The following is a 16,609-nucleotide window of genomic DNA, read 5'->3' on the forward strand; positions in this document are numbered from 1 at the left end:
TCACTTATAGCGCACCGTAGCGCTCGTCTGCGAGGATGACAAGATGACGGCAGTCCCCTCGGCTTCCCCGGCCACCCGAAGACGGCGCGACCCCGAGCGACGCGAGCGGATCCTCACCGCCGCCGCCGAGCTCACCGCGCGGCGCGGGTTCCACGCGATCGGCATGGCCGACATCGGCGCGGAGGCGGGCATCGTCGGATCCGGCGTCTACCGGCACTTCGAGAACAAGGACGCCATCCTGGTCGCGCTGCTCGACCGCGTGATGACCCGGCTGCAGGACGGCGCCGCCGCGATCCTCGCCGGCGCCCCCGCCGACCACACCGTGCTTTCCGGCCTGATCAGGGATCACATCCGGGTCGCCATCGAGGATCGCACCGTGCTGGCGGTCTACCACCGCGAAATCCACAACCTGCCCGAGGAGGACCGGCGGCGGCTGCGCCGGCTGCAGCGGCACTACCTCGAGGACTGGGTCCACGTGCTGGCCCCGCTGCGCCCCGACCTCGCCGACGGCGAGCTGCGCCTGGCCGTGCACGCGGCGATCGGCGCCGTGCAGTCCACGCTGTTCTTCCGCAGCGGGCTCGCCCCGGAGCGGCTCGCCGCCCTGCTCGGCGAAATGGCGCACGCCTGCCTCGGCGTCCCGGCACCACCATCCCCGTGAGTGAATGGCGAATAACTTTCTCTTGATTTGGTGACCTGGCTCACGGCATGCTGATCGACGTCGGCGACGGCGAAGGAGCCCGGGATGACCACGACCAGTGCCCTGCCCCACCACCCGCACGGCGCCGCCCTGCCGGACCCGGCCGCCATCGACGTCGAAACCCTGCGTGGACGCCGCGCGGTGAACCGCTGGGAACGGACGTCGGTCGGCGACATCTTCGAGCGGCTCACCTGGAGCCGGCCCGATCAGGTCGCGATCAGCGCGGCCGAGGGCGCGTACGGCGAGGAGCAGTTCGCCTCCGTGACCTACCGCGAAGCCGACCGGATCGCGAACCGGCTCGCCCACGCGCTCGCCGCCGCCGGTCTCGTGCCCGGCGACCGCGTACTGCTGTTCTGCGAGAACACCGTCGAGGCGTTCCTGGCCAAGATCGGCATCGCCAAGGCGGGCATGGTCGTCGTACCGCTGAACCCCGGCCTCGCCCCGGACGTCGTCGAGCACCTCGTGCGGCAGACCGAACCGCGGCTGGCGATCGTCGACGCCGAGCTGTGGCCACGCCTCGAAGGCGTCGCGGGCGTGCAGGTCGGCGCCACCATCACGGTCGGCGGCGGCCCGGTCGCGGGCACGCCGTCGTTCGGCGCGTTCCTGGCCGGGCAGCCGGACACCGAACCCGACGTCGAGATCCACGGCGACGACATCTTCCAGCTGCTGTTCACCTCCGGCACCACCGCGATGCCGAAGGGCGTGATGCTCTCGCACAGCTACGCGCACCTGGCCGGGCTGAACTTCGCGCTGTCGCTCACGCGCGGCCTGCGCCACGAGACCGACCTGCGGGTCTGCACGTTCCTGCCGATGCTCTACCACGTCGGTGACGCGCTGTTCACCTACTCGACGTTCCTCGCCGGTGGCACGCTCGTCCTCGGCCGCCGCCCGGTCCCCGGACCGGTCGCGGTGTCGCTGGCGCAGTCACGAGCCACCGCCGTCTGGGCCGGTTCACCGCAGTTCGTCGCCGCGCTGGCCGACGCGATCGACGCCGACGCGTCGCTGGACCTGACGTCGCTGACCACGCTCGTCTACGGCTGGGGCGCGCTCGCACCCGATCTGCTGCGGCGCCTCGAAGCCCGGACCGCGCCCGGGTTCGTCACGGTCGGGATCTTCGGGCAGACGGAAGCCATCGCGTGCCACCGGTTCTGGCCGTCGGCGTGGCCGGAGGTGCACGCGCGCACAGCGCCGGCGATGAACTACGTCGGCGTGCCGAGCGGGCTGCTCGCCTCCGACGTCGTCGACGAGCTGGGCGAACCGGTCCGCGGCGTCCCGGGCGAGGCGGTCTACCGGTCGCCGGTGATGACGGCGGGCTACTACCGCGACGCGGAGGCGACCCGCGAGGCGTTCCGCGGCGGCTGGTTCCACTCCGGCGACTCGGCCGTGGTGGACGAAGACGGCCTGCGCGTGATGGTGGACCGCTACAAGGACATCGTGAAGACGGGCGGCGAGAACGTCTCGAGCATGCGCGTCGAGGCGGTGCTGGGCCAGCACCCGGCGGTCCTGCGGGCCGCGGTGATCGGCCTGCCGCACGAGCACTGGGGCGAAGCGGTGACGGCGGTGGTCGTCCTCCGCGCTCCCGCTACCGAAGCCGAGCTGATCGGCTTCTGCCGCGAACGCCTGGCCGGCTACGAAAGCCCCAAGCGCGTGGTGTTCGCCGAGACCCTGCCGGACACGGTGGGCGGCAAAATCCTCAAGTACAAGCTCCGCGCCCAGCACGCGGATTTGTACGGCTAGGGTTGTCGTGAGTGTTTAGGGCGGTTAGAACCGCCCTAAACACTCACGACAACTTGCACCGAGCGTCAGCCGAGCGCCCAGCGCTGCAGGGCCGTCCCCGTGTCGGCCTGCTGGGTCACCGCCGCGCCGTCCACTGTGGACGCCGTCGTCAAGACCAGGCCACTGTGCTGGGCCTTCAGGGTCGAGCCCGCGACCAGCCAGCGCTGGTTGGCGCCGCCCGTGCACGTCCACTGGATGACCTTCGCGCCCGCCGACGTCGAGCCGTCGGCGACGTCCAGGCACAGCCCCGATTCCGCGTTCGCGATGCGGTAGCTGCCGTCGGCCTGGTGGGTGAAGACCCACTTCTGGTTGCTGCCGCCGTTCGGCGTCCACGTCACCAGCGCCGTGCCCGCGGTCGTCGAGTGGGCCGGGACGTCGAGGGCCTTGCCGGACGCGGTCAGCGTGTGCGTCCCGTCCACAGTGGACGAGGCGGTGAACGTCAGCGTCTGCTCGGCTGCGGTACGACCCCCGCCCGACCAGGCACGGAACGGCGTCGTGTCGGCTGCACCGGAGAGACTGAGCGACAGCCCGCTGTAGCGGTTGACCAGCCGGAACCCGCCGCTCTGGGCCGGGACGGCGAACCACTGCTGCCCGACCGACGACCCCGTCGTCACGACCGGTTTCGTGCCCCAGGCGCGGTTCGCGGGTGACGTCGGCACGCCGAGCGCCTGCCCGGTGGCCGCGTTGGTGATCCGGTAGGCGCCGTCGCCGGTCGCCGTGAACGTCCACGCGGCCAGGTCCGAAGTGCCGGTCGTCGACGTCGTCGCGGAGCTGCCCGAAACCTGGGCCAGGACGCGGCCGGCGCCGCTGCCGATGCGGTAGGTCTTCGCCGGGTCGACCGGCGGCGCGGCGGGCGTGCCGGTGACCGTGATGTTCGCGTACTCGCCGTCCGACGACGCGCAGGCGATCGAGCAGTACGACCGGAACGACTTGCCGACGATCGTGGCGCTGGTCTTGTTCGCGTCGTCGGCGAACCAGCGGTACCAGGAGCCGGACTTGTACGCGCCGGAGTCGCCGATCAGCCGCCACTTCTGCGTGGCCAGGTCGTCGGTGACGTAGAACTTCTGCGGCGCGGTGCCGGTGACCACCTCGGGCTCGCCGATGTAGACGCCGAGGTGCGCGTCGTAGGCGATGTTCATCACGAACAGGTCGGACTTCGGCGGCAGCTGCCCGGCCGCGACCTGCTGGTCGACGTTGCCGGTGTTCGCGGGGTCGTAGTCGTCGGACGGCGGGGTGTAGCCGGTGGCGGTGGTGCCGGTCGGCACCATGTTGCTCTCCTTGCCGCCGACGCCGGGCTGCGTCCACTTGCCGTCGTACCACTTCTGCCACGAGCCGGTCGCCATCTTGGCCGACATCGGCGAGCGAGCGACGTGCGCGAGCCCGACCATGCCGCCGCCCGCGCCGGCCTTCGGCACGATCCGCGAGCCGTAGTAGACGTAGAAGTAGCCCGAGACCGGGTCGGCGAACAGGCGCGGGTCGCCGTCGCCGTAGTCGAAGGTCTGGTTCGGGAACGCCGCCGTGTCGCCGCGCTTCGTGCTGTACGGCGAGGTGATGGCGTGGCCCTTGATGCTCCAGGTGTGGCCCTGGTCGGTCGAGACGGCCCAGTCGATCGCGTCGTAGTGCGAGAAGGAGTACGCGCCGAACGGCTCGGGGGTGAACTCGTTATGCACCAGGCCGTACCAAGCACCGGTGTCCGGGTCGACCCAGGTGCCGACCAGGTCGCAGAAGTTCTTCTCCACGTAGCTCGACCCGGCCGGCGGATCGGTCGCTTCCTTCCCGGTCGGGCTCATGTTGCAGCGCCAGGTGGTGTCGTTGTTCTTGTCGCGGGACTCGGCCGGGTTCACGGCGTTGCTGAGCGCGCTCGACTTCGTCGCCGAGTCGAAGTCGGCGCCGGTGTAGAACTCCCACTCGCGCGGGCCGTCCGCGCCGTAGAGGGCGGCCGACTGCTGGAAGTAGAACGTGCCGTCCTTGTCGATGAACGCGCCGGCCGGGGTGTCGGTCGGATGGGCGTAGGTGCCGGTGGACCCGACGGTGACGGTGTAGGCGGCGGCCGCGTCGGCCGGAGAGGCGGCGACGAGGCCCGCGGCAAGAGCCGCGGCGGCGAGCGAAGCGCTGAGCGATGACATGACCACGGTCGTCTCCTCGGGGACCTGAGCGAGCGATCGAACAATATCGAACAGCTTCTGTGTCGTTTTCTGATCTGTCAAGGGCCGTTATGAGCATGTTTGCTCATTCGGCCGTGATCTACGATCGGAGTCGTGACGAACGACGTGGCCCCCGGCCTGCCCGACCTGTCCGGCACGGTCACCTGCGTCACCGGCGCGTCCGGCACGATCGGCCGCGGGATCGCCCGGCGGTTCGCCGAGGCGGGCGGCGCCGTGGCCGTGCACCACCGGCGTCCCGGCGCGGCCGACGACCTCGTGGCCACGCTCGGCGACCGGGCCCGCGCGTTCACCGCCGACCTGACCGACGACGACGCCTGCCACGCGATGCTGGCCGCCGTCGCGAACTGGGGCGGCCGGCTCGACGCGCTCGTCAACAACGCCGGCGTCCAACCCGTGGAAGACCTCGACGGGCTGCCGGTCGAGCGGTGGCGGGCGATGCTGGACGCGAACCTGACGAGCGCGTTCTCCTGCACCCAGGCCGCGGTCCGGCTGATGGGCGACGGCGGGAGCGTCACGCACATCGCGTCGATCGAGGCGAAGCAGCCCGCGCCCGGGCACGTCCACTACAGCGCGGCCAAGGCGGCGCTGGTGATGCACGCGCGCGGCGCGGCGCTGGAGTACGGGCCGCGCGGGATCCGCGTCAACACGGTGTCGCCCGGGCTGATCGACCGCCCGGGCATGGACTGGCCCGAAGGCGTCGAGCGCTGGCGGCGCGCCGCACCCCTGGGGCGGCTGGGCACGCCCGAAGACGTCGCGAACGCGTGCGTCTTCCTGGCTTCACCACTGGCTTCCTGGGTCACCGGCCACGACCTCGTCGTCGACGGCGGCGTCTCGGCCCGGCCCACCTGGTGACGCCCGGCCCCGTCGAAGCCCAGTTCCGGGCGGCGGTCACGCGGTTCGCCGGGCCGGCGCGAGCGGTGGCGACCGGGCTCGTCGGCACGTTCGGCGTCCTCGCCACCCCGACCGGCGCGCTACCCCTGGCGTTCGGCCTGCTCGCGCTCACCCTGGTCGCGGGCGCGGCGGACGTCTTCGCGGGCCGCGGAACGGCGTTCGTCCTGTCGGTGCTGCGCGCGGGCGCGGTGTGCACGTGCCAGCCGTGGACGACGACCTTGTGGGCGGTCAACGTCCTGACGATCACGGCGATCACGTGGCAGTGGGAATACCGGCCGCGCTTGACCGGGCCGGTGGTGGCGGGGCTGCTGGTGCTAGCCGCGTTCACCGGCTTGGACGACTGGCTCCCGGTGGCGCTGCGGGTGGTCGTGGAGACCGTCCTGGCGCGCTTGGCGTTCGTCCTCTTGGTCCGCTCGACGGCCCGGACGGACACACTGCGCGCCGACCGGGCCGCACTCGAGCGAACGGAAACCCTGGCCCGCGACCGCCGCCGCCGCGAGCGCGAGTACTTGGCGCTGCTACACGACACGGCATCGGCGACCTTCCTCACGGTGGCCGCGGGAGCCACAGCCGACCCGGCGGCGGTGGCGGGCTACGCCGCACGGGACCTGGCTATCCTCACCGGCCAGGACGACGCACCGGCCGAACTGGAAGCGGGCCTGCGGGCGGTGGTCGCGAACCGCGAGTTCCGTGTGGAGGCGGTCTGGACACAGGTCCCGTTGATCCCGGCCGCGGCGGCCCTGGCCCTGGTCCGCGCAACGGACGAGGCGCTACGCAACGCCGAACGCCACTCCGGCGCGGCGTGCGCGACCCTGCACCTGGCACCAACGCGGGACGGCGTGGTGGTGACGATCTCCGACACCGGCGCGGGCTTCGACCCATCGGGGATTCCGGTGTCCCGCCGGGGAGTCCGGGCCTCGGTGGTCGAGCGCATGCGCACCGCGGGCGGAACGGCGGAGGTCCGCTCACAACCGGGCGAGGGCACGACGGTGACGCTGAGGTGGCCCGATGCCTGACCACGAGCTGGCGGACCCCGGCGAACAAGCCCCGAACCACACCGGCCACGCAACCGAACTGCCACCCCGTCACGGCATCTCCACCACGGCGGCCACACACCCGACCAACCCCACAGCCGAACCACCACACCACACCCCCGCCGAAGCGGCCGGACACCCCACCGGACCGCCGATCTCAACCGACACCGCGGCCCACACCGCCGCCACGGCAAAGCGCTCGGCCGGTGCCGGGCCGCTTGCTCTCGCCGATCCCGCCGTCCGGCTTGCGACAGCGGTCCGGATCGTGGTGCTCGGCGTTGCCGCCATCGTCCAAATCGGACTTTGCCTCGCTCCCCTGCTCCGCCATCCCTCCCTCGCCGCCGTTGTCGCCTACGTGGCCTTCGCCGTCGTCACCTCGGCCTCCGCCTTCTGGCTGCTCCGGAGGCGACCTCTCCCCGGCGTCGTCGCCGCCATCGGGACCGTCCTTGTGCTCGCCGCGTCCAGCGTCGCCACCGCTGTCGTGCCCGCCGATGATTTCTTCCGGGACCGGCACTGGTCGTTCGGGCTCGTCGGGTGGCTGCTGCTCGTCCTGCTGTCCGATCGGCCGGCGCTCCTGGGTGGCGCGCTCGGCCTGCACGCCGCCGTCAGCGTCGCGCAGTTCCTGCTCGCCGGGACGCCCGCGCGGACCGAAGTCGGTGACGCCGCGATCGTGTTGTTCGCCGTCACCGCGTTCCAGCTCGCCATCGGCGGGTTGATCCGGCTGGTCGACCGGCGCACCGGCGAAGCCACCGCCGTCGCCGCCGAGCGGGAGCGTCTCGAGACCCGCGCCGCCCTTGCGCGGCAGGCCGGGCGGGACCTGCGGGCCGGGTTCGCCGAACAGCTCGGTGCGACCCTGCCGCTGCTGGCCGGGCTCGCCGACGGCACCGTCGACCCGCGAAGCGACGTCGCCCGCACCCGGTGCGCGCTCGCGGCCGCGCAGCTGCGGCGGCTGTTCGCGGAGAACGACGACGTGCCCGATCCGCTCGTCCACGAGGTCACCGCCTGCCTCGACGTCGCCGAGCGGCGCGGGGTCGCCGTGACGCTCGCGGTCAGCGGCGATCCCGTCGACGTCCCGCCCGCGCTGCGCCGCCACCTGACCGGCCCGGTCCTCACCGCATTGACCAGCGCCCGCACGCGGGCCCGGGTGAGCGTGCTGCGCACCCCCGGCCTGGTGCGGGTCGCCGTTGTGGCGGACACCACGGGCGGCGGCCACGAATTCCCGGGAGCGACCGGCGTCGTCGTCACGTCCCACACCCAGGACGGGCAGACCTGGATGGAGGCGCGATGGCAACCCGCGTGACGGCCGTCGTCGTCGACGACCACCCGGCGGTGCGCGCCGGCGTGGCGTACTGGCTGGCCGGCGGCGACCCGCCGATCGACGTCGTGGCCGACGGCGAGGACGTCAAGGTCGCGTGGCTCGGCGACGGCGCGACGGCCGACGTCGTGATCCTCGACCTGCACCTCGGCGGGCCCGGGCCCGCGTTCGGCGACCTGCGGCGGCTCGCCGAGGCCGGGCGCCGTGTGGTCGTCTACTCGATGCGCGCCGACGACGACGTCGCGTTGCGGTGCCTCGAACTCGGCGCGCTCTGCTACCTCACCAAGGCCGAGGGGGCCGGGCACCTCGTGGAGGCGACGCGGGCCGCCGCGCTGGACCGGCCCTACACGCCGCCGTCGCTGGCCGGCGCGCTCGCCGGCGACCGCTCCGAGACGCGGCCCGCGCTCTCGGCGCGGGAGGCCGAGGTGCTCGTCGAGTGGTTCCAGTCGGAGTCGAAGGAGTTCGTCGCCCACCGGCTGGGGATCTCGGCGAGCACCGTGAACTCCCACCTCGAACGCATCCGCGTCAAGTACGCGCGCATCGGCCGCGAAGCGCCGACGAAGGCCGCGCTCGTCGCGCGCGCCATCCAGGACGGCCTGATCGGCGTCGACGACCTCTGACGCCCGCGTGTGGTGCGAACGGCCCACACCGGACACCGCCGAAAGGGGCTACGTTCCCGGCGACGGAGCCGCGCGGGTGCCCCGTACGGGCCGCCGCGACCGCCCTGGGGGCGTGATCGCGGCGTTCGCCCGGCTCCTCGCCCGCGCCGGAAACCCGTCCGGCGGGCCGCACGAGGAGATCCATGAAGCACGTCCGCACCACCCTGCTCGCCGCCGCCGGATCCGCCGCCGCCCTCCTGCTTTCCGCCTGTGGCGGGGAATCCGGAACGGCCGCGCCCGCGGTACCGGCCGCCCCGTCTTCAGCGGCACCGGCCGAGACGAGCGCGGCGGAGTCGTCGGCCGCCTCCCCCGCGGGCGACGCCACGAAGCCGGGCACCGAGCTGAAGGTCGGCGACCGCGCGGTCGTCCCGTTCAAGTACGGCACGACCAAGTCCGGCACCATCGCGATCACCGTGACGGCCATCGACAAGGGCGCGAACGCCGATCTGGCCAAGTACGGCGACAAAGCGAAGGGCATCACGCCGTACTACCTGCGCGCGTCGATCGAGAACGTCGACGGGGCCGACCTTTCCTACGCCTCGGTGAGTTTGCGCGCCCTCGGCACCGATGGACGGTCCACAGGCGTGATCATCACGGGCAGCACGGACCAGTGCAAGTCGGGCACCGCCCCCAAAGAGTTCGCCGCGCCGGGCGCGAAGTTCGAAACCTGCACGCTGCAAGGTGCGCGAGAGGGCTCCGAAGTGGCCGCGGCGACCTTCGACAAGGGAGACGGCTACGACAAGTCGCCGATCGTCTGGAAAAACTGACACCGATCACACTCGGTGACAACCACGCGAAAGAACCTCATGATCCACTGAGTGGGAAATCGAGCTATATTCAGAAAAACGCATGGTTGAGCTTCCTTATCAGCCGCGCTGATCACTGTCTGTATCCGGGGGTGCTCCGGCGGCCGTGATCATCGCGGTACGTTTCGCGGCGTTCCTCGCGAGCCCCGACGACGCGGCCCGCGCCACTCCTCAAGCGGCCCGCGTCTCCGGCGCGCGCCGCTTCGCCGTGCCGAAAGGAAGTTCCTTGACCGCCACGACGTTGACGCAGGTGCTTCGTGACACCCGCCCGACCACCGGGACCACCCGGCTGATCGTGCGCTGGGACCGCGAAACGGGCTGGGCGCACCTGGCCATCGCCGTTCCGGGCACCGAGCAGGCCCGCTTCGCCGGGTTCCACCGGTTCACCGGCGGTACCACCGACGCCGTCGCCGCCGAGCTGGCGGCCGCCGGGTGCGTTTCCGCTCCCCCACTGCACATCGACGACACGCTGTCCGAGATCGAAGCCGTGCTCGCCCACCGGGAGGTGAGCACCGATGCGGCTCGATGACCTGTACCTCAACGGGATCGGCTGCGACGTCGGTGCGCTGATCCCGGTCTCGGCGCCGATCGCGGCCGGGGAGTTCACCCACGACGACGCCGCCCGCACCGGGCAGCTGTCCACCGCCGTCGCCGAACGCCCCGGCCCGGAACTGGCCGTCCGGGCCGGGCGGCAGGCGCTGGCGCAGGCCCGCGCCACGACCGGCGAGCCGGTCTGGCCGAGCCTGTGCCTGCACGCCGGGATCTACCACTCCGGCATCGACTTCTGGCACGCCGCGTCGTACGTGCGCGACCAGCTGGGGGTCGGCGCCGGGCCGGGGCTGACGCTGGAGCTCGGCGCGATGAGCAACAGCCTCGTCGCCGGGATCGACGTCGCGGCCAGCGTGCTGCGCGGCCGCCCGGACCACGAAGCCGCCCTCATCACGGCCGGCGACCGGTTCGGCGCGCCCGGGTTCCCGCACTGGAGCACGGACATCGGCATCGTCTACGGCGACGCGGGCAGCGCCGTGGTGCTGACCCGGCGGCCGGGCCTGGCCCGGATCCGGGCGATCGCGTCGTACACCGACCCGTCGCTGGAAGGCCTGCAGCGCGGGGACGAGCCGTTCCGCGCGGCGAGCGTCGCCGCCCACCGGGGCATCGACATCCGCCGCCGCAAGCGCCAGTGGCTCAGCCGCCAGGGCGGGCCGGCGCACGTCGCGACCCGCAACGGCGACGCCGTCACGACGGTCGTGAAGACAGCGCTTTCCGACGCCGGGGTCGACCTGCCGGACATCGCGAAGATCTGCGCGCCGCACTACGGCAGGCGGCTGGTGGAGACGCAGATTCTCCGTCCACTCGGGATCACCGAGGACCGCACGATGACGGAGTTCGGGCTGCGGGTGGGCCACCTGGGCGCGAGCGATCAGGTCGTGGCGCTCGAGCACCTGCTGGCCGGCGGTGACGCGGGTCCGGGTGACACGGTGCTGCTGCTGGGCATCGGCGTGGGCATGACGTGGACCGCGGTGGTCCTGGAACTCTGCTGAATCCCGCCGAACCCGGATGGGGGTGGCCGAAACCACCCCCATCCGGGGCGGGACCGGCACCGAATCCCGGGAAACCGCTCTCCGAAGGGACGTGCCCGTGCCGCGTCGGACGTGGTCGAGCCGCTTGCTCGACGTCTCGGCCAAGGTGGTGCCCGGCATCGGCCGGGTCCGCGCGCAGAAGGAACCGTTCGCTCTCGCCTGGGCGGCGGCCAACCGCGTCGCGCTCGAGTCCGGCCGGCCGCTGTGGGTGGCGCTGGGCGACTCGATGACCCAGGGCATCGGCGCCCACGACGTCGACGGCGGCTGGGTCCCGCGCCTCAACGCCCGCCTCGGCGAGCCGTTCGCCGTGGTCAATCTGTCGGCGTCCGGCGCGCGGGTCCAGGACGTGCTCGACGACCAGCTCCCGCGCCTCCCGGCCACCCCGGCGCTGGTCACCGTGCTGGTGGGCGCGAACGACATGCTCACCCGGGGCCGCCGCCGCGACGTCCCGGCCCGGTTCGAGGCGTTGCTGGACCGGCTCCCGCCGGGGCGCTCGGTCGTCGCCACGCTGCCGCAGGGCAATACGCAGGCCTTGGCGGTCAACGCCTTGCTGGACCGAGCGGGTGCGGCCGGCCGCATCGACGTCGCCGACCTGCGCGGCCCGGCGCTGGGCCCGCTGCGCGGCAGCCTGGCCGACGACTGGTTCCACCCGAACGACGTCGGCTACGAGCGGATGGCGGGGCTCTTCGAAGGCCCGGTCCGCGCCTGCCTGGCCCGCTACCCCGGCTCCCGGTCGTGAGTGGTTAGGGCGGTTCTAACCGCCCTAACCACTCACGACAAGCCGCGGCAGACCCGGAAGCCCCAGCCCGCGGTCGGCGCGCGTTATGCGACCGCGCGGGCGATTTCCGCGGCCACCAGGGCCATCGTGGTGCGGGCGCGGTCCGGGTCCTCGGTCAGGAAGTAGTGGTCCACCCCCGGCGTCCGGTCGTGCAGCACCTCGACGCCCGCCGCGCGCAGCCGGGAGACGTAGTTCTCGCCGTCGGCGCGCAGGGCGTCGCGCTCGGCGGTCAGCACCACCGCCCGCGGCAGCCCGGCGAGGTCGTCGGCCAGCAGCGGGGACGCGTACGGGTGCCGCCGCGTCGCCGGGTCCGGGAAGTACACCCGGCGGACGAGGTCGCGCAGGCCCGGCGAGATCATCCCGCCGGCGGCCGGGTCCGGGTCGGTGGCGAGGTCCAGCGCGGGCACGCCCAGCACCTGCAGGCGCGGCCGCCACCCGCCGGCGTCACGCGCCTGCAGGCAGACCGCCGCCGCGAGACCGCCGCCGGAGGAGAACCCGCCGACGGCGACCCGGTCCGCCGCGGCCCACGAAGCGACGTCGAAGCACTGGTGCTGCGCCACCGGGAACGCGACGTAGGGACCGCAGCGGTAATCGACGTTATACACCGTGACTCCGGCCGTGGCCGCGACGTACCGGCACCACCAGTCGTCCATCGCCGGGTAGCGCATCAGCCAGGCCCCGCCGTGGAAGTGCACGTACGCGCCGCCGGAATCGCCGGCGGGACGGTAGACGTGCACGCGGACCGGTCCGTGCCGGGTCGGGGCCCGGACCACCGAGGGCGCCGGGAGGTCGGTCCCGGCGAAGCGCAGGTTGTCGCCGTAACGCACGGTCCACCGCGCGGTGCCGTGCATGACCATCGCCGCGAGCCGGTCCCGGAGCCTCATACCCGGGGGTTCGGAGCCGGCCCGACCGGCGATGGGTGGCTCAGCCCAGCCCGGCGTCGTGGACGAGGATCGCCACCTGGGTCCGGTTGGCCGCCTCGAGCTTCGCCATGATGTGTCCGATGTGGACCTTCACGGTGGACTCGCTGACCACCAGGGCCTTGGCGATGTCGCCGTTGCTCAGGCCGCGGCCGATCTGCACGGCGACGTCGTGCTCGCGCGGGGTCAGCGCGGCCAGCCGGTCACGGGCCTGCTCACCCGCGCCGCCCGTCGCGAAGTCCATCAGCAGCCGCTTGGTGATCTTCGGCGACAGCATCGCCTCGCCGCGGGCCACCACCCGCACCGCCGTGACCAGCTCGCGGGGCGGGGTGTCCTTGAGCAGGAACCCGGCCGCGCCGTGGCGCAACGCGGCGTAGACGTACTCGTCGACGTCGAACGTCGTCAGCACGACCACCGCAGGCTCCGCCGGGTGCCCGGCCAGCCGGCGGACCACCTCGATGCCGTCGACCTTCGGCATCTGGACGTCGGTGAGCACGACGTCGGGGCGGTACCGGTCGGTCAGCTCGACCGCCCGCGCGCCGTTGGTGTCCTCCGCGACGACCTCGACGTCCCCCGCCGACTCCAGGATCATCCGGATGCCGCTGCGGACCAGCTCCTCGTCCTCCAGCAGCACGACCTTGATCGTCACTCCGCCTCCTGCACGGGGAATCCGGCCAGCACGCGGAAGCGGCCGTCACCGGTCTTCCCGGTCTTCAGCTCGCCACCGGCCAGTTCGACGCGTTCGCGCATGCCCACCAGGCCGTAACCCGATCCCGGGACGCCCGTGTGGTGCGGGGTGAGCCGGTTGGTCACCTCGACCGCGAGCCGGTCGCCCTCGGTGGCGAGCCGGACGTCGACGGCGGCGTGCGGGGCGTGTTTCCCCGCGTTGGTCAGGGATTCCTGCACGACGCGGTAGACGGCGCGGCCGACCTGGTCCGGCACCGCGGGCAGCGGGTCCGGCAGCTTCAGCTCCACCCGGGCACCGGTCGCGGCGACCTCCTCGACCAGGTCCTCCAGTGACGCGAGCAGGCCGGCTCCCGGGCTCGCGGCCTCCGGGACGTCGTCGCGCAGCACCTGCAGGATGCCCCGCAGCTCCTCGAGCGCGGTGGCGCTGACGGCGCGGATCGTCTCGGCGGTCCGCTCGGTGGCTTCGTCCGGGGCGCGCAGGGAAAGCGCGCCCGCCTGCAGCGCGACGGCCGTCACGCGGTGGGCGACGACGTCGTGCATCTCACGCGCGATCCGCCGTCGTTCGGCGAAGACGGCCTGGTCGGCGCGCAGGGTCCGGGTGCGCTCGGCCTCGTCGGCCCGCTCCCGCAGCACGGCCAGCAGCCTGGCGCGCTGGTGCATCCAGAGCCCGGCGAGCACCGGGCCGACGGAGAACATGCCCAGCACGACCACGAGGGTCAGCAGGTCGGCCGGCTCCGCCACCACCCGCAGGACGCGCCCGCCGAGCACGGTGACGACCATCGCGACCCCGGTCAGGACGCTGACGCCGTGCCGGGCCGCGACGGAGTAGAGGGCGATGGTCATCGGCAGCAGCGTCACACCGGCGAAGAGGCAGCCCACCGCAACGAGCAGCACCAGGAACGGCCACCGGCGGCGGGCGAGCAGCGCCAGCGCGGAGACGATCACGGCCGGCACGTAGAGCGCCGGGTGCGGGTCCCGCGGGTCGCCGCCGGCCAGGGTGACGACGATCACGGCCGCCGCCACCGCGACGTCGAGGGCGAGCAGCGCGACCCGGCCGTCCCACCACTTGAGCCATCGCATCGGGACCAGGTTAGGGCGCGCCCGCTCACCCGGCACGACGTGCCAGGGTGAAACCCGTCGCGACCAGGGCGACGGCGGTCAGCGCGGCGAACACGGCCGGCCCCGGCATGCGCAGCAGGGCGGTGCCGCTGAACGGCAGCGCCGTCACCGGCACCTTGACGAGCGCGGCCAGCGCGGTCTCCGCGACGAGCGTCCAGACGGCGAACACGCCGATGGCGGCCGCGGTGTGCCGCAGCAGCCCGCCGAGCGCGACGCCGGCGAGTCCGGAAAGGACGGTCAGCAGCAGCACCGCCGCGATGGCCCGGCCCGCCGCCCCCGCGTCGGCGGGCCGGGCCCCGCCGCCGGCCAGCACCCCGGCCGCGGCGAGCACCACCATGAGCACCCCGCCGAGCAGCCCGAGCCCGCCGGTGACCAGCGCCCTGGCGGCCACGATCCGCGCGGGCGAGCGCAGCACGAGCCGGGTGGTGGCGAGCGTCCCGTGCTGGAAGTCGAGCCCGAACGCGGCGACGCCGACGGCCGCGACGAGCAGCGCCCCGAGCCGCGCGACCAGGCCGAACGACGAGGTGAAGGCGTCGAGGTCGCCGAGGTCGCGCTTGAGGCCCCAGTAGAGGCCGGACGCGAACTGCAGGACCCCGGCGGCGAGCAGGAGCAGCCAGGTCGAGCGCAGCGAGCGGGCGCGGATCCATTCGTAGGCCACGGCGTTCTTCACGACAGCTCCCTCCGCTGTGGCTTGGCGGCACTTTCACGTGAAAGTGCCGCTTCGCCGCGTCTCACGTCGACTCCCCTCGGTGCCGGACCGCGGCGGCCGTCGCGGCGAGGAAGGCGTCCTCCAGGCCGCTGCGGCGCACGAACAGCTCCCGCACCCCGATGCCTGCCCGCGCGGCCACCGCGGCCACCCGCTCGGTGTCGGCCGTGTCGACGGCCAGCTCCCCCGCGGCCTCCTGCCGCACCCGCAGGCCGTCGCGGGTCAGGGCGACCATCAACGCCGTCGCGCCGCCCGTGCGCACCACGACGTCCGCACGGGCGTGCCGCGCGACGAACTCCGGCAGCGGCCCGGCCGAGACCAGCCGGCCGTCGCCGATCACGATCAGGTCCTCGGCCAGCAAGGACATCTCGGCCAGCAGGTGCGACGACGCGAAGACCGTCCGGCCCTCCCCGGCCAAGCGGCGCAGCAGGTCGCGGATCCAGCGCACACCCTCGGGGTCGAGGCCGTTGGCCGGCTCGTCGAGGATCAGATATTCGGGGTCGCCGAGCAACGCCGTCGCCAGGCCCAGCCGCTGCTTCATGCCGAGGCTGAAGCGCCCGGCGGGCTGGCTCGCGACAGACTCCAGTCCGACCGCGGCCAGCACCTCGCGGACGCGCCGGGCCGGGAGACCGCCGCCCGCGGCGACCATCCGCAGGTGCGCCGAAGCAGTCCGGGCCGGGTGGACCGCGCCCGCGTCGGTGAGCACGCCCACCGCGCGCAGCGGGTCCGCGACCTGCGCGTACGTGCGGCCACCGAACGTCGTGCGGCCCGCGCCGCGCTCCAGGCCGAGCATGAGCCGGATGGTCGTCGACTTCCCGGCGCCGTTCGGGCCCAGGAAGCCGGTGACGACGCCCGGGCGCACGGTGAACGACAGGTCTTCGACGCCGGCGCCGCCGCGGTAGCGCCGTGTCAGGCCCTCCGCGACGATCATCGCCGCACCGGCTCACCAGCGGCGGCTAGCGGGCTCATCGGGTTCTCCTCACGGGATCGTGGCTGATGACTCCACGATCGCCGTCCGGGCGCCCTCGCACATCGGAGATTCGGCTCTGCCGCGATAAGCGGAAAGTACTAGACGCGCGCCGGGGCGAACCGCAGGCCGCAGACCGTTTCCGGGACGTCGTCGAGCAGCTCGGCCAGCGCCGATCCCACCCGATCGGGGGCGCCCGAGCTGCGTCGGAGCAGGTCCGCCGTCCGGTCGGCGACCGTCTCCGCCACGAACCGGTACACCTCGTCGGCCGGGCCGGTCCGGAACCGCTCGGGCTGGTGGTGCTCGATCGAGTCGCCGATGACCGCGCCCGCGTTGGCGACGACGTCCGGGACGCCCAGGATGCCGCGCCGCGCGAGGATCCGCGCGACCTCGCGGCTCGTGTACGGGCAGTTCGCGCCGCTGACGATCACCCGGCACCGCAGCCGCTGCGCGATCCGCTCGTCCACCACGCCCGACGCCGAGCACAGCACCAGCAGCTCTTCGGGCCG

General features: G+C 73.2%; 17 protein-coding genes. 10 read left to right on the forward strand and 7 right to left on the reverse strand.

Going from position 1 to position 16,609, the window contains the following annotated elements:
- Positions 1-43 precede the first annotated feature (43 nt).
- Positions 44-658, forward strand: a complete 615-nt coding sequence (locus tag OG570_RS38260) for a TetR/AcrR family transcriptional regulator (RefSeq protein WP_326949136.1) — start codon at positions 44-46, stop codon at positions 656-658.
- An 84-nt stretch (positions 659-742) separates the two neighbouring features.
- On the forward strand, positions 743-2,434 hold the full coding sequence (locus OG570_RS38265) for an AMP-binding protein (protein WP_326953710.1): 1,692 nt from the start codon (positions 743-745) through the stop codon (positions 2,432-2,434).
- Positions 2,435-2,499: 65 nt separating this feature from the next.
- On the opposite strand, the gene OG570_RS38270 is transcribed toward OG570_RS38265, so the two are convergent.
- On the reverse strand, positions 2,500-4,599 hold the full coding sequence (locus OG570_RS38270; RefSeq protein WP_326960278.1) for an RICIN domain-containing protein: 2,100 nt from the start codon (positions 4,597-4,599) through the stop codon (positions 2,500-2,502).
- 156 nt (positions 4,600-4,755) lie between these two features.
- Between OG570_RS38270 and OG570_RS38275 the strand changes: the two genes are divergently transcribed.
- The 8 genes from OG570_RS38275 to OG570_RS38310 all read left to right on the forward strand — a co-directional run bounded on the left by OG570_RS38275 (position 4,756) and on the right by OG570_RS38310 (position 11,662).
- Positions 4,756-5,490: an SDR family NAD(P)-dependent oxidoreductase gene (locus tag OG570_RS38275; RefSeq protein ID WP_326960280.1), complete on the forward strand. Its 735-nt coding sequence runs from the start codon at positions 4,756-4,758 to the stop codon at positions 5,488-5,490.
- A complete protein-coding gene (locus OG570_RS38280) occupies positions 5,487-6,545 on the forward strand; it encodes a sensor histidine kinase (RefSeq protein WP_326953711.1) in 1,059 nt (352 codons plus the stop codon). Before OG570_RS38275 ends, OG570_RS38280 begins: the two co-directional genes overlap by 4 nt.
- Before the next feature lie 373 nt (positions 6,546-6,918).
- Positions 6,919-7,863 (forward strand): hypothetical protein, encoded by a 945-nt coding sequence (locus tag OG570_RS38285; RefSeq protein WP_326953712.1) that lies wholly within the window; start codon positions 6,919-6,921, stop codon positions 7,861-7,863.
- On the forward strand, positions 7,848-8,498 hold the full coding sequence (locus OG570_RS38290; RefSeq protein ID WP_326953713.1) for a response regulator transcription factor: 651 nt from the start codon (positions 7,848-7,850) through the stop codon (positions 8,496-8,498). The genes OG570_RS38285 and OG570_RS38290 overlap by 16 nt, the downstream gene beginning before the upstream one ends.
- Before the next feature lie 182 nt (positions 8,499-8,680).
- Positions 8,681-9,304 carry a hypothetical protein gene (locus tag OG570_RS38295; RefSeq protein WP_326949131.1) on the forward strand — a complete coding sequence of 208 codons (624 nt, stop codon included), beginning with the start codon at positions 8,681-8,683 and terminating at the stop codon, positions 9,302-9,304.
- A 145-nt stretch (positions 9,305-9,449) separates the two neighbouring features.
- On the forward strand, positions 9,450-9,872 hold the full coding sequence (locus OG570_RS38300; protein ID WP_326953714.1) for a hypothetical protein: 423 nt from the start codon (positions 9,450-9,452) through the stop codon (positions 9,870-9,872).
- Entirely contained in the window at positions 9,859-10,884 is a 1,026-nt protein-coding gene (locus tag OG570_RS38305) for a 3-oxoacyl-[acyl-carrier-protein] synthase III C-terminal domain-containing protein (RefSeq protein WP_247051314.1), read from the forward strand. The genes OG570_RS38300 and OG570_RS38305 overlap by 14 nt, the downstream gene beginning before the upstream one ends.
- Positions 10,885-10,981: 97 nt before the next feature.
- Positions 10,982-11,662, forward strand: a complete 681-nt coding sequence (locus OG570_RS38310) for an SGNH/GDSL hydrolase family protein (protein ID WP_326953715.1) — start codon at positions 10,982-10,984, stop codon at positions 11,660-11,662.
- Between the two features lie 83 nt (positions 11,663-11,745).
- Here OG570_RS38310 and OG570_RS38315 read toward each other — a convergent pair whose 3' ends face one another.
- The 6 genes from OG570_RS38315 to OG570_RS38340 all read right to left on the reverse strand — a co-directional run bounded on the left by OG570_RS38315 (position 11,746) and on the right by OG570_RS38340 (position 16,597).
- Positions 11,746-12,585, reverse strand: a complete 840-nt coding sequence (locus OG570_RS38315; protein ID WP_326953717.1) for an alpha/beta hydrolase — start codon at positions 12,583-12,585, stop codon at positions 11,746-11,748.
- Between the two features lie 40 nt (positions 12,586-12,625).
- Entirely contained in the window at positions 12,626-13,270 is a 645-nt protein-coding gene (locus tag OG570_RS38320; protein ID WP_326953719.1) for a response regulator transcription factor, read from the reverse strand.
- A complete protein-coding gene (locus tag OG570_RS38325) occupies positions 13,267-14,388 on the reverse strand; it encodes a sensor histidine kinase (RefSeq protein ID WP_326953720.1) in 1,122 nt (373 codons plus the stop codon). The genes OG570_RS38320 and OG570_RS38325 overlap by 4 nt, the downstream gene beginning before the upstream one ends.
- Before the next feature lie 25 nt (positions 14,389-14,413).
- A complete protein-coding gene (locus tag OG570_RS38330; RefSeq protein ID WP_326953721.1) occupies positions 14,414-15,097 on the reverse strand; it encodes a hypothetical protein in 684 nt (227 codons plus the stop codon).
- Between the two features lie 61 nt (positions 15,098-15,158).
- On the reverse strand, positions 15,159-16,064 hold the full coding sequence (locus tag OG570_RS38335) for an ATP-binding cassette domain-containing protein (protein WP_326953723.1): 906 nt from the start codon (positions 16,062-16,064) through the stop codon (positions 15,159-15,161).
- A 137-nt stretch (positions 16,065-16,201) separates the two neighbouring features.
- A complete protein-coding gene (locus OG570_RS38340) occupies positions 16,202-16,597 on the reverse strand; it encodes a hypothetical protein (RefSeq protein WP_326960282.1) in 396 nt (131 codons plus the stop codon).
- Positions 16,598-16,609: the final 12 nt, after the last annotated feature.

The organism is Amycolatopsis sp. NBC_01286 (assembly GCF_035982555.1).
Classification (GTDB): Bacteria; Actinomycetota; Actinomycetes; order Mycobacteriales; family Pseudonocardiaceae; genus Amycolatopsis.